This window comes from Sulfobacillus thermotolerans (assembly GCF_039623705.1).
Classification (GTDB): Bacteria; Bacillota; Sulfobacillia; order Sulfobacillales; family Sulfobacillaceae; genus Sulfobacillus; species Sulfobacillus thermotolerans.
Genome location: NZ_CP133983.1, coordinates 1,344,064 through 1,358,238, shown reverse-complemented (window position 1 = coordinate 1,358,238; position 14,175 = coordinate 1,344,064). Strand labels below are relative to the sequence as shown.

At 49.4% G+C, this 14,175-nt stretch carries 12 protein-coding genes; 2 read left to right on the top strand and 10 right to left on the bottom strand.

Translation table 11 applies throughout. The features are described 5' to 3' along the window. Nucleotides 1-32: 32 nt before the first annotated feature. Nucleotides 33-1,814: an isoleucine--tRNA ligase gene (gene ileS / locus ORD20_RS06895; RefSeq protein WP_430626629.1), complete on the bottom strand. Its 1,782-nt coding sequence runs from the start codon at nt 1,812-1,814 to the stop codon at nt 33-35. 683 nt (nt 1,815-2,497) lie between these two features. Here ileS and ORD20_RS06890 point away from each other — a divergent pair. Then, entirely contained in the window at nt 2,498-3,259 is a 762-nt protein-coding gene (locus ORD20_RS06890) for a hypothetical protein (RefSeq protein ID WP_430626628.1), read from the top strand. A 13-nt stretch (nt 3,260-3,272) separates the two neighbouring features. Beyond that, on the top strand, nt 3,273-3,740 hold the full coding sequence (locus ORD20_RS06885; RefSeq protein ID WP_430626627.1) for a hypothetical protein: 468 nt from the start codon (nt 3,273-3,275) through the stop codon (nt 3,738-3,740). 49 nt (nt 3,741-3,789) lie between these two features. Here ORD20_RS06885 and ORD20_RS06880 read toward each other — a convergent pair whose 3' ends face one another. From ORD20_RS06880 to ORD20_RS06840, 9 genes are all read right to left on the bottom strand, one after another. Further along, complete coding sequence (locus tag ORD20_RS06880; RefSeq protein WP_255398172.1) at nt 3,790-4,851, bottom strand: ArsR/SmtB family transcription factor; 1,062 nt, start codon at nt 4,849-4,851, stop codon at nt 3,790-3,792. Nucleotides 4,852-5,134: 283 nt separating this feature from the next. Continuing rightward, nucleotides 5,135-5,620 carry an ABC transporter permease gene (locus ORD20_RS06875; RefSeq protein WP_207654689.1) on the bottom strand — a complete coding sequence of 162 codons (486 nt, stop codon included), beginning with the start codon at nt 5,618-5,620 and terminating at the stop codon, nt 5,135-5,137. Next, nucleotides 5,617-6,552, bottom strand: coding sequence for an ABC transporter permease (locus tag ORD20_RS06870; RefSeq protein WP_242968615.1), 936 nt, complete (start codon nt 6,550-6,552; stop codon nt 5,617-5,619). Before ORD20_RS06870 ends, ORD20_RS06875 begins: the two co-directional genes overlap by 4 nt. A gap of 51 nt (nt 6,553-6,603) precedes the next feature. After that, complete coding sequence (locus ORD20_RS06865) at nt 6,604-8,331, bottom strand: peptide ABC transporter substrate-binding protein (protein WP_103376399.1); 1,728 nt, start codon at nt 8,329-8,331, stop codon at nt 6,604-6,606. An 83-nt stretch (nt 8,332-8,414) separates the two neighbouring features. Then, on the bottom strand, nt 8,415-9,752 hold the full coding sequence (locus ORD20_RS06860) for a metallopeptidase TldD-related protein (RefSeq protein WP_103376400.1): 1,338 nt from the start codon (nt 9,750-9,752) through the stop codon (nt 8,415-8,417). Then, nucleotides 9,749-11,158: a TldD/PmbA family protein gene (locus tag ORD20_RS06855; protein WP_103376401.1), complete on the bottom strand. Its 1,410-nt coding sequence runs from the start codon at nt 11,156-11,158 to the stop codon at nt 9,749-9,751. The genes ORD20_RS06860 and ORD20_RS06855 overlap by 4 nt, the downstream gene beginning before the upstream one ends. 769 nt (nt 11,159-11,927) lie before the next feature. Further along, complete coding sequence (locus ORD20_RS06850) at nt 11,928-12,092, bottom strand: hypothetical protein (RefSeq protein WP_430626626.1); 165 nt, start codon at nt 12,090-12,092, stop codon at nt 11,928-11,930. 106 nt (nt 12,093-12,198) lie between these two features. Continuing rightward, nucleotides 12,199-12,561: a CoA transferase gene (locus tag ORD20_RS06845; RefSeq protein WP_430626625.1), complete on the bottom strand. Its 363-nt coding sequence runs from the start codon at nt 12,559-12,561 to the stop codon at nt 12,199-12,201. Between the two features lie 51 nt (nt 12,562-12,612). Further along, the gene (locus ORD20_RS06840; protein ID WP_103376403.1) at nt 12,613-14,094 is read right to left on the bottom strand and encodes an amino acid permease; all 1,482 of its coding nucleotides are present in this window, start codon (nt 14,092-14,094) and stop codon (nt 12,613-12,615) included. Between the last annotated feature and the right edge of the window lie 81 nt (nt 14,095-14,175).

Genomic DNA, 14,175 nt, shown 5'->3' with positions numbered 1-14,175 from the left:
CATCGACCTCTTTGGGCGCGTACTGATACACTTCATCGCTGGTAAACAACCATGCCGTGGGTCAAAACCATGTGATAAGGCGCTTGATCTTTTGCGGCCACGGCGGTCGTTAACAAACTATTGAACCACCCACGATATTGATCGTTGCCTTCTAGGACCAAGTCAGCTGGCCATTTCAAATGGCGGTGTCCCGCTAAGACCGCAGCTTGGCTCGAACCCGAGTCCAACCACACGTCAAAAATGTCATGTTCTTGCACTAAATCACGGCTGCCGCATTCAGGACATTTATAGTCTTCAGGCAAAAAGTGCTCGGGACCTTGCTGCCACCACGAATCGGCACCTTCTTGGCTAATAATACCCGCGATATGGCGAATGAGCGGAGCATCGAGAACGGCCGTATGACAGGACTGGCAGTAAAAGGCGGGAATGGGTACGCCCCAGACCCGTTGGCGGGAGAGACACCAATCCTGGCGATTTTCCACCATCTGCCGCATTCGGTCCCCACCCCACTCGGGATCCCACTTGACGGAATAAGTAGCTTCCGTCAGCTTTTCCCGGACCCGGTCAATGGACATGAACCACTGCTGAGTCGCCCGGAAAATAACGGGATTTTTGCACCGCCAGCAATGGGCGTATTGATGCTCTAACGGCTCCTCGAGTAGCAGGGCTCCCACCTCTTGAAGTTTGTCAATGACCACCGCATTGGCATCTTGGTAGAATAAGCCCGCGACAAGCGGCGTGCCGTCTACATAGATTCCTTGGTCGTTCAATGGCTGCACAACAGACAAGTGATACTGACGCCCTGCCTCAAAGTCTTCCATCCCGTGTCCTGGTGCCGTGTGCACTAAACCGGTTCCACTTTCACTGGTGACGTGATCACCTAAAATCAAAGGGACATCATGCCCTAAATAGGGATGGGTGGTTATAACACCTTCCAGTTCCCGCCCGGGCCAAGGGCCATAAGTGCCCACAATCGTCCATCCCATTTTCTGCGCGAGAGTTTCCGTCAAATCCACGGCGACCAATAAGGCGCCAAATTCCTTGGTCTCCACAACGTGATACAAAATGTCAGGATGCAAGGCAATGGCCACGTTTGCCGGGATGGTCCACGGGGTCGTGGTCCAAATCACCGCGCGCGTTTCTGCTGGCAATAGGCCCCTACTCTCTTTAACGGGAAATGCCACATAAATCGCGCGCGACCGGTGATTATGGTATTCAATCTCGCCTTCGGCCAGGGCCGTTTCACAATGCGGGCACCAATAAACCGGCTTTAAGTCCCGGTAAATTAATCCCTTTTCCACCATTGCTGCAAATACTTCCAACTCCGCGCCCTCATATTCAGGACTCATCGTGATATACGGATGCTCCCAGTCCCCCAAAATCCCCAACCGCTGAAACTCTTGGGTCATGAGCCCAATATAGTGCCGGGCCACCGCCGCACATTCCTTGCGCAGTGCCACAGGATCAATCTGGTGCTGAGAAACTCCCAATTGCTTTAACGCTCGCATTTCAATAGGCAGTCCGTGCGTATCCCACCCGGGCACGTACGCCACATCGTAACCGGCTAAGGTCCAGTAACGATTTATCATATCCTTGAGGATTTTATTTAAGGCCGTTCCCGTGTGAATATCGCCGTTGGCATAAGGCGGCCCATCATGCAACACAAACTTTTCGTCATGCGCCCTTTGTTCACGTTGCGCTTGATATAACCCTTGCGCCGCCCATGCGGCGAGCCACTCAGGTTCTTTCGCGGGCAAATTGCCTTTCATTGGAAATGACGTTTTCGGCAATTGCAGCGTCGGTCGGTAATCCATAATCACCCTCCTAAATAAAATAACGCCCCTGGCGTAAGGGACGTCGTGGCGCGGTACCACCCTTGTTCCTCAGATCCTCGCAGCAGATTCTGAGGCGCTTAGACAGATAACGGTCGCCTGCCGGCCCGGCTACTGTCAGTTCACCAGGGCACTCTTGGGGGATCAATATGCCTATCATGGTCTGGATTGCACCAAAACTCCAGATCTCTGAGCCAGCGGACAAGCACATGGTGTCCATTCGAAATGGTGACCTTTTAGGTCTATAAGGCATAATCGTCATAATGATGCATTGCGTCTTACGAGTAGAAATCAAACTAGGGTTGCTCATGTCGTGATCCGCGTCACGACCCGCATTTCACGGGGCAGCAATCTTCTTTTGCAGAGAAAGGCGCCATGCTTTGGCGCTACCTTGTCCCCACACGCCAGTAAGTCTTCTTTCCATCATTAAGCTCAAAATTCTATCGACGGCAGGCCTTTGAAGGCCTGCTTCATGGCGTCGAAAAATGCCGTGCCAGCCTTTACTTCCCTGCCTGAAAAGGCTACAGCCTTTTTTCACAGACGCTCAGTGACAAGCAGTCCCCCTTTCGAAGGCTTTAAGATACAATGGAACCAACTTTCCCGTCCAAAGCATGGTGTGTCACGACTGAGGTTAAGAAGCGGCGGGATACTTTTGAGGTGATAAGATGTCAGCGTTTCCTTTAAGCCGGGCTTTTGCGGAATCACTGGACCGTGCCGCGCCCCTAACGCAGTTCCGTGACGAGTTTCCCATGGCTTCACAATGTCTTTATCTAGACGGCAACTCATTAGGTCTCTTGTCCCGCCGTGCAGAAGCCTCTTTACTCGCCATCTTGGACAGTTGGCGGACCTACGGCATTGATGGGTGGTCGACCGGATCTTACCGCTGGTTTGACCTGTCTGAACACCTCGGACATATGATGGCGCCCCTAGTAGGGGCACAGCCCCACGAAGTCATCGTCACGGGATCTACCACCGTAAATTTGCATCAACTGCTGGCCACCTTTTATCGCCCTCATGGCGAACGCCGAAAAATTTTAGCTGATGCGCTGGCCTTCCCGTCGGACATCTATGCGATATCCAGCCACTTATTGCTGCACGGTCTCTCCCCTGATGAGGCGTTAGTGCAAGTGCCCAGCCATGATGGCTTTACGTTGTCCGAAGATGACATTATCGACGCCATGACACCTGACGTCGCGCTCGTTTTATTGCCCTCGGTTCTTTTCGTCAGCGGACAATTGCTCGATATACCCAAGTTAACGGAGGCTGCGCATGAACGCCATATCATAATTGGCTTTGGGGTGTCGAGTGGGGTGTTTTGCGTTTTGGTGCACCTACAAATATTTAAACGGAGGTCCCGGCAGTGTCGCTGCACTGTACGTCGCAGAACGCCACCACGGCATACGCCCTGGGCTTGCCGGATGGTTTAGCTCGGATAAAACAGTGCAGTTTGATATGGCCCACCAGTTGATTCCCGCCCCTGATGCCGGGGCCTTTCAAATCGGCACGCCACATCTTCTTAGCCTTGCGCCCCTCATCGGGTCGTTAGAAATGTATTCGGAAACAACCATCGATATCATCCGCGCCAAATCCGTGCAACTCACGCACTATCTCATGGAATTGGCCACCGCGCGCCTCAAAGATTTTAATGTACGGGTGGTAACGCCTCAAGAGGAGACGCAACGCGGTGGACACGTCGCCCTGGCACACCCCGAAGCCGTTCGTATCTGCAAAGCTCTCAAAGACCGTCAGGTCATCCCCGACTACCGGCCGCCGGAAGTTATCCGCTTGGCGCCGTCTCCACTGTACACCACATACACCGATATTTGGGACACGGTCGATCACTTATGGCACATCATGCATGAGCGCGAATATATGCGGTACCCACAAGAGCGAGAAGTAATTTCCTGACTAACGCTTACTGGCAACTGTTCATAAAAACGCTCCTTGATATAATTTCTTAGTAATTGTCCCACCCTAAAAAGGCGGGTACAGGAGGCCGATCAAATTGTTCCATTTCATGGACAAATGATATGAAAAACTGACGATTAGTTTGATATAGAACATAGTGCCCCATAACAATGCGATTAACGAGTCCGTTAGCATGCAAGAGATTTAAATGACGCGAGACTGTACTAGGACTCAACCGCAAAACATGGGCAATCGAACTAGTCGTGCCCATCGTCCCAAAGAGATGCCGAAGAATGAGAAAGCGAACGGGCTCGCTCATTATCTCCAACAATTGCGGCAATCGCTCTGAGGTCGCAATTGGACTTGCCCAATTTATAATAGATTGTGATTGATAGGTAATACTTAATCTAGACTCCAACTGTTCAACCCATAAATGCGGCCAACAAAATACGCTAGGAAACATCTCAATCTGAATACTATTCGATAATGTCATCTCGATGTTCCATGGGATCATTATACGAATAATCCCATCATCACAATCATAGCGAATCCGGGGAGATATGGATTTCCACCAGGTGGCGGGAGCATCTTTAACCGAAAGAAGTCTCATTTTTACATCCTGTTGCATCTCAGAGTAAATTTGTGTCCAAACAGCACTAAATTCTCGCTCCCAAAATTCCTGCATAAGCATGCCAATATCGCGCCACCATGGATCTTGAGACCTCTCCCAACGGCTCCACCAGTCTGGCCGCACCATTTCTGCCCAGCCTTCCCACTCGGAGTGACGAGCCATGCGACGGTCAAACGCACCTGTCCAACGCTCTTTGAAATGGTTGAAGAGTTCCTGCCAATGGTCGCCCGACAGCGCCATATAACTTTCCCACTCTTGCTGAAAACTTATATTTTGCCCCACGCCCAGTAACGGCTCTCCAGGAGTATCCAGTCCAATCAACAAAAAAGGAGAAACCCGCTCCAATTTCGTGATGAACGCAGAACCTAACCTTTTTCGAACACCTAGTGCCCACCGAAGAAAAACTCCATGATGGTTTGGATTAGCCAGCACATGCAAAGCCCATCGCAATTCTCTGAGTGGCGAAAGATGAAAAGAGATATTCTCGTTTCATATCGGTACGAGAATCAATGCTAGTATTATACTGCAATCTTTACGTTACCGTCTCCTCTACATTGTCGCAATCACAACAGATTTGCCCAACTTGCCGTATGAGTCGTCTTACTGTCCCTTGGTTCCGTTTTCGACCGCAGTGCAATTCTCGGTAACCTCTTGGCTGACTTACTCTATGCTGTAGTAGATCCGAGAATACAGACCGCGATCTTGTATTTTCTTTATGCGATGCCGACGTTTTGGTTAGGCGTACTTATGGTTTCAATTTTCGCTATTGATTTAGGGTGGTTTCCGGCTGAGGGATTATATAATCCGCTTCTTTCTCATGCGACTGTGGTGTCTTATATCTTGCACATGGTTTCAACACATGATCGATCTTCTCTCCCCGATGTGCAGCCTGATAACTACCAATAACAATTGCCAATATATGAGAAATGGCAATGGCTGTTACCACAAGTATCAAAGTACGTGGAAGATTGACCGCAATAAGACTCGCAACAGACTGGTGATAAGAATAGGCATACCCTAAATTGCCGCGAAGCAACTGACCTACCCATATCAGATATTGAACCCATAAGGGTTTATTGAGACCTAAAGATCGGTTAATTTGAGCGATAAGTGCAGGCGTCGCCTTATCGCCCAACATCATCACTGCAGGGCCGCCCGGAACCACATGAATGAGCACAAAACTGACAATTGATAACAGAATAAGAGTCGGAATGGCTTGCATGAGACGGTGCAGAGCAAACTTCATCATTGTTCGTTACCTCCCGCAGCATCCAAACTCATACGGGCATCAAGGGCTGCCCTCAATCCATCTCCGATAAAACTTATGGAGAGAATCGTCCACAGAACCGCAAGTCCCGGCGGATAAATTAACCACCACGCATGCTGAGGAAGATACGCCATGGAGTCCGCTAACATCGCCCCCCAATTGGGAATAGGTGGTGGCAACCCCATCCCCAAAAAGCTCAAACTGGCAATCACCAAAACCGCATCTGCAACCATAAACGTAGTCGCCACGATCACAGTTCCCATGATGTTTGGCAATAAATGCTTAAGTGCAATGTGCAGGGAACCAGCACCAAGGGCTCGTGACGACTCTACAAAGAGGCGTTCTTTTAACGACAAAACCTCCGCCCGCACCAGCCGACTCACTCCATGCCACGACGTAAATGCGATTAAAAGAATGAGTAATTCTGGACTAGGAGTTACCAAAGCATCCAAAAATATTAACAAAAATAATCCGGGTATAGCTCTTAATAGGTCAACAACACGCATCATCAGCGCGTCCACCCAACCTCCCGTGAATCCAGCTACCAACCCATACGCCACTCCTATCGCCATTGCCGAAAAAGCGGCAACAAATCCCACCTCAAGAGACGTTTGGCCCCCCAGCATAAGACGAGCTAGCATATTGCGTCCTAAATTATTAGTACCAAGGGGAAAGTCCAAAGAGGGAGGTTTTAATATCGCGGTTAAATGCAACGTGTATGGGCTAGCTCGATAGAGCATGGGCCCCAAAAACGAAAAACCAAGCAATAAAGTAAGGCCAACCATACCCAGCCGTGCGAGCGGATGGTGCCAAAACACTTTACGAAATCGCGTACCGGAAGAACGCATAGCCGGCATGAAATCAAAAGATTCCAGTTCCGGCGATGCATCTCGAATTGAATCGGTGTCGATCATGTCACATCACCCTCTTTGTTCCACTTTCCGCCATCTTTCCGTCACAGTCTATTATTGGCTTACCCACCAATACTGTGGTGAAATCGCATCTGTGAAGTTATTTGCAGAGGACCGTACTCCATGAATGTTATTCTCTATCTCTCCAAGGCCCTGGGGAACTGGCATCCAAAGGTTTGGCAACTGCTGAGCAGCAAACATTTGATACGCATCTAATGCCTTCTGGGAGTCAGCAGGGCTCGGTTGCGGTGAGTGAGTTGCAGCAATCAATGAGTTCATCTTACTATTAGAGTACCCGTAAAAGTTGTATCCTCCGCCCGTAGAGTACATGCCGCCTCCTGTCGGATAACTTCCTCCATAACTCCATCCAAGACCCGTTTGGATCTCCCATTTTGTGGGCTGGTGATGATATTGCAACATCGAAGCAAAAGGCAAAGGGCTCAATGATACGTGGATGCCCTCTTTGGCCCAATCCTGCTGCATAATTTGAACCATAGCCAAAACCGTGCTACTCCCAGAGTCATATTGCATATTGAAGGACAACTGCTGGCCCGCGTTGTTGGTCATGATACCGTGTACTAGATGCCACCCATTTTTCTCCAAAAGCTGCTTGCCCTTTTCTGGATCATAGGAATAGATTGGCTTAATGAGTTGCGGTGCCAAAAATGTCCTAGGGTGTAAGGGAACGGGACCGGTTCCCGGAACGCCCATGCCATTATATAGAGACTGAATGATGGCCGTTTGGTCGATACCCATTTGCATTGCCTGGCGAACAGGCAAAGAACGGAAAATATTTCCCACTTGCGGACTCTTAAAGTTCAAGATTGTCCTATCTATACTGTAACTATATGAGGTATTAAGAGTATCGTGAGGCAATTGACTACGCACACTATACATAGAAAGGGGTAGATAGCCAACCTGGACACCGCCAGTCTTTAACGCATTTACTTCAGACGTCTCTGAGGTTTGATAAGCTAGCACAAACTTGTTCACATAGGGTAAATGGCCATCATAGTGCTTATTCGGTGTAAAGGTCCACGATACATTTTGCACAGCACTGGTAAGACGGAACGGCCCATCTATCACTTTAAAAAAGTTAACATTATTCCCGTTACTCGCCAAATAACTCAATTCTAGGTTAATATTATTGGGGTAGCGATTCCACGCCTGTTCGGGTAACGGTATAAAGTCACCCAACCCGTTGTATTCAAACCATGTCTGGTTAACAGGATTGGTAAGTGTAATTTGAAATTCGTGAGTGCCCAACACCTGAAAACTTTTTATTAACTGCGGCACCCCCCCAGAATCTGCGCCAGCATATGGCCATGGGGCAGGAGCAGTGGGGGCACTCGCGGCTTTAATCAAATTCCACGTAAATTGAACATCCTCTGCGGTCACTGGTGATCCGTTAGACCATTTCCACTTTGGATTCATTTTAACCGTGTAGACCGTTCCCTCTTTGTTCCATGTAATGGCACTGGCTATACTACGCCCAAAATCGATGGTGCCGTTTGGAGCAATATGAAACAATCCTTTATACATAAGGCTCGCAGCCCATGCATCGTACAAACTGTTATAGGCCACCGGTCTCAATGGCAAATACCAGTTAATAGCAACAAGAGGACCTAACGCCTGAATAATTGTGCCACCATGCTCCGGCTTATTAACAGTCGCGGCTGGCGTACTTGTTGTTGAACTACCGCACCCTGTCATGGATAATAATCCAAGGCTCACACTAGAAACTAAAATAATAGGTGCCATGCGACGACGGAATACTTTCATGAGTAGCCTCCTCAATTAATTCAATAAATTCGGTGATTACTGCATCGTTGACCATAAGCCACCGTAGTATTCGGTGATCCCATTTAGTGCTTAAGAGTGACATCGACATCTTCGATAAGGAGGGGAGGAAGATAACCCGGAGCCCCTTGCATCATGCCTTGAGGCACCCATTGAGCATCTGCTCCTACCTCCTGCAACTGTCGACCGAGAGCGTCGAACGCATTAACACTCACAACGGCATGTTTGACGCGCCCTGTGAACTCCCCATTCTCTACGCAGTACAAATCGCTAGCATTTCCTGCTATGTCTCCCCGCATCGGATTAGTTGGCCGACCTCCAATCCAGCCGTTGAGAACTAATACCGTGGGATGTCTGCGCAACAATTGTTCCAATGTCGCTTGCCCAGTCTCTATTGATACATTGGATGGCAATGACTGGATAGGCCCCTGCAATGTACTCCGGTAGCCAAAGCCGCGTGGTTTATGTCCTAAACGACTAGAAGCGTCGCGATCCAGAATAAAATTCTGTAAAACTCCCTTATCGACGAGAGGGCATGTGCTAGAAGGTGTGCCTTCATCATCATATGGCGCTGTCCGCGGTCCATCTTTTATCCGGGCGTCACTCACGAGACTTAGCAAAGGCGAAAGAATCTGCTGACCTTTCTGATTATCCCATGGTGAAGTGCCAGCCAATAGAGCCGGGCCAGATAGTCTAGCTATCACAGGATTGAGTAGCGCCATTACAATAGGTTGAAGAAATAGTACAGGATATCGCCCGCTTTCGATGACCCTCATTTTGGAACCCCATTGGAACCGCTCATGGAGTTCGGCCAAAAGGTCTTCTATCACCGGAATGTTCTGCGCACCTATTCGGACGCTTGATATACTGTGAAAATCAGTCCCGTCGACCTGCCGTCCACCCGCTGATACTTCCCAGTAACCACGCATCCATGCAACCCTCCCACCAAGGGATGTTACAGATTGCGTAAGGAGTTCGTGATACGAAACGGTGACTGAAGGACGAAATGTTGGGTGCAGTTCTTGAAGACTAGCGTAGACTTCTTGTACTACTTGACCCATCACAGGAATCATTCTTGCATCCCACTGCGATTGAGGAAGATCTGTCTGATGCGGAAGGTCCGCTACGTCCATCGTCGTTTCCATACCGTCAAGAGAAGAGGAACGCGCGTTCTTTAGCAAGTCTTCCCAGTCGTCTGTACGGGATTCGGCTAACCCCAGTCGGCCATTCCTTATGACGCGTACGGTACGCATATGCTCGGAACCATGTCGAACGGTCGCAGTTTGTCCTCGTTGCCAAGTCATAGCCCATGTCTTTCTGGTATACTCTAGCGCCTGCCCTAAATCATCGGAATTCCAACGCAGATCTTCAATCGCCGCTGATTTTATCTTGAAATTCATCATTGGCCACGTCCTCCGACTAAACAGTGCTCAATTCGCAGTGACGGAGCATGGTGACTGACTGGAAGAGGCATCTGCCCCCCTTTGCCGCACCCTCCACCCGACTCGTAGCGAGTAAAATCACTGCCCACTGCCGTAATATTCGCGAGCGTGCTGAACACATTGCCAGTTAAGACCGCATTTCGCAGAGGTCGTGTTATGTGTCCATCCTCAATCAAATAGGCTTCTGCAGCGAGGAATGTAAACAGTTCCCCATTGGTTTGTCCTCCTAAACTGCCTTTAGCATAGATACCCTTGGTAATCCCTTGAAACAAGTCATCGAATGCTGTATCACCTGCGGCAATCACGGTATTGCGCATACGGACAATCGGAGGAAAGCGATAGTGCAGGGCTCGCGCATTCCCAGTCACGGGTTCTCCCATCCGTGCAGCCGTTTCACGGGAGTGAAGGCGTCCGACAAGAATCCCATCGCGGATAAGATCAACGTCTTGTGCCGCAACACCTTCGTCATCAACGGGCAGATATCCCCGACTACCAACGTCCCGACCCGTATCGTAAATGTGTAAGGTCCTCGGGCCAAATTGCCGTCCTAGATACATTTGCTCCAACAATCCTGCATCTCCAACTTGACCGTCCGCCTCGCTCAGATGACCAAAAGCCTCATGAGCAAATACGCCGGCCAATTGCGGATCAACAACTACAGGATAGTCCCCCCCAACTATCTCAGGCGCATCGAGCAAACTAGCTGCAGTCAGTGCCGCCTCATGAACCGCGTCCCCCAAATCTCTTGTTACACCAAAGTCGTTGGATGATCCAAAGGACACGCCCCGCTGAGCAACTCCTTGTCGATCACGAGCCACTACGACAATATTACCGCCCAAATCTAATTTCTCCTGCTCAATGGCAGTGCCGTGGTTATTCACAAACCATAAATGGCGATATCTGTCAAAATAACGCCCCATCACGGATTTGACCGTAGGATGAGCACGATGCGCAATATCGGAATACTGCTTTAGAATGGCCTCTTTATCTTCAATCGAAACAGATAGTGGATTTTCTCGAACCTGTAGTCGTTGTATCATCTGGATAGGAGAGGGCGTGGGAAGATAAGACATCAAATTCTCTTGTGGATTCCATGTAGCTAGCAATATAGCTTCCTCCACGTGGCGTTCAAGATGTTCCCATCCATCAAAATGAACAAACCCGTATGTCCCTTTGACGAGAACGCGCACATTGCCTCCCACATCGAATGTGTGTGTTTTGTGTTGGACCTGGTCATTAAGCGTATCAATCTGGGTTGTTTCGTTGATTTCAAGGCGAATCTCGAGATCATCAACCCCAGCGCGCTGCACCAGTGTTTTCAAAGTAGACAACACACCATCATCAACTACTCCATCGACCTTTGGCACGTCCCCCACCTCTTTTGAATTGTGATTATCCACGATAGTAGCAAGCTAGTTATGGTATTCCTAGTCATTTTGCCCAATATGTATTTCAATTGCTTTTACATCGAATCTTGTGATTTTAATACAGGTAATTAGAATATATTAGAAGAACTTTTGGTTGATGGTATCATTAGTACCCTCCCGGATCCCGGTGTCTTCCAAATTGGCACGGCTATCTCCTTAGTCTCTCGGCTGGAGTAAAACAGGGTACTTGATTTCCAATCTTGATTTTTCCAGTTGAAACACTATGTTCACACCAATAGCAAATCTCGAAGAGTCGGATTCCGACTTCTTTGCCATGTAAGGATCTGTCATTCTTCTCGACGATTTCTGTTCAAATGCCTTAAAACACTTGCGTAACACATAGCTCCCACACTATGTCTTCACCGCCATACATCTCTCGAACAGCCGATCTGAATATTACGAAAACGGCGGTGGGATGGTTATCAATTGTTCGTTCTGTAACCGGGAACTCCCATCACAACGCGCACCTAAGAGTCCTTCCATTTCTCCTTATCCATTGAAAACCTACGAAACATCCCCATCTGCCATTGTTCTTTCAGACCGATGGCCATCGGTCTGCTCTTAATATGAATGGGAGGCAGAACTCTCATAACCGCCTTTGATATCGGACCCAAGGTCGTCCTTGGTCGTCTACACCTGAAGCAACCCAGTCAAAGCCCATTCGCTCAAACACCGTTGAAGCAAACCATAGCAGTACCCCAAAAGCCTGTCATTCGCTCAAACACTCCGCTTCGCCAATAACAATAGGCAGCATATCAGGGGCAAGAGCCACATCACCAATGGTCTCCCATCCGCGTACTCCTCGCACCTCAATCATGTAGAGCTCAGCATGGTCATTGAGGATGCCGTCGGTCAGAATATGTTTTTCCGCCAACACTGACCCTCCGTCTTTGTCCTATCCGCTACCAAGCTTTTCTCCCTTATAAGGTCTTGCCTATTAAAATTGGTCCTACTGGTCAAGGGGAATTATTCCTCCAATGTTACGGCCCTTCGCGCAAGGAATGATAGAGCATCCACACCTCTTCGGTATGCTCCCCCAACTGCGGTGGACGTGTCCTAGGCAGTGACTGCGTGTCCGAAAAATCCCACGGCAATGCGATTTGTGGGACTCCCTCAAGGACGCTGATGGGCGAATGGGGTAAACTTTCTCGCCAGGCCACAGCCTCGGGCACTGTGCGCACCGGTCCGGCCGGCACGCCATGATCCTCAAGGATGGCAACCCAATCGGATACACGCCGGTGTTGGATCACGTCTTGGATAATCTGATGCAACCTGCCGCGATTTTTAACCCGGTCAGGATTTGTACGATACCGTATATCCTTTGCCCACATGGGATGTTCCAATTCTCACTCTCCCTCATGCAGTTTTGCGCCCAGCTGCGACCATCCAACTCATTAAAAGCCTCCTGATTGTCCGGAGTCGACCGATATCACGGACTCTTTATTCAAATGGCGCGCTTGATGAGCGGCGGGCGACAGGTAATAGACCATAAACCCGGCGACACTGATCACCGACGTAGCTAATATCACCTCGTAATCAATATACCAGGGAGCAGATGGCGTCGTGGGGCGCGCTAAATTGACAATCATCCCGATGCCGTAAATTAATGCCAAAATATTGATGGGCCAGGCCCATCCCCGCAAGGTGAAAAGGTTGTCAGCCTTGACGCCACGACTCCGGGCGATTAAGGCACCTAGCATAATCATTTGGAACGCGAGATAAATACCAACTACAGCAAAACTCGTCAAAATGGACTCGAACCGCGCGGAAAGGCTCAGCAACAAGGCAATAATCGCCGATACCCAAAGAGCATTTATAGGGGTGTGGTATTTAGGCGATACGTAGCTTAAGAAACGGTGAAAGGGGATGACCTGGTCCCTCGCGTAAGAATAAAAGACCCGAGTCGCGGCAGCCTCCACAGCCGCGCCGCATGACAAAAAGGCGACAATCACCACCCACAAAAATATTTTAGAAAAGGTCACTCCGACCGTCGCGGACAGAATGTAGGTCACAGGATTGGGCGTTTTGGCCGCATTCATGGCCAACGCCATATTCGGGGTCGCATGCAAAAAAGCAAACACCGCAAACATCGTCGTGGCCCCTCCCACGAGCAAAGCCCAAATCATCGCTTTAGGCACGCGGCGCCGCGGATCAATCACTTCCTCCGCAACGTCTGCCGCCGACTCAAATCCATAAAAGATGAAGCCTGAAAAGAGCAAAGCCAGGAAGAATACGGGCCAATAACTATGATGGCCCTGAACACCCATTGTGGTATTGACAATCGTAATGGGTTGATGGGAATAGAACAATAAAATCAAACCGATACCTAGCGTCCCCAAAACTTCCATTGCCACGCCGATATTAATCAAAATGGACAACCGGGTAATGCCCAGCATATTGATCAGGGTCTGAATCACGACCATCACTAGGGTAATGACAATCAGTTGCGACTGGGTGCCACTAATCCCCAAAGCCGACGCAATGTAAGGAGCCCCACCGTAGTCAACGGCCGTAATGGTGATGAGCAACGCCCAACCATAGAACCATCCCACAAACCATCCATACCCGCCTCCCATCAACCGGCGCGCCCATTGGTACAAAGCGCCCGCCAGGGGATATTTTGCAGCCAGCTCCGAAAAAATCAAAACGACCATCAACTGCCCCACCACAACCAGAGGAATGCCCCAAAAGAACGCGGGCCCCCCCGTCTGAAGCCCAAATCCAAACAGTGAATAGAATCCGACTACCGGTGACAGGTAGGTGAACGCGACACCGAAGTTTGAAAAAAACTTCAAGGTACGCTGCAACTCTTGTTTGTATCCAAACTGCTCTAAATGTTGTTGATCCAGGTCCATTTGGTTTGGGTTCCGTTCCATGGCTCGCCTCTTTTCTCAACGTTGATATGAAGCGTAAATGCTCATATACTAGGGCAGATTGTTTAGCAAAAGGACGCCCAT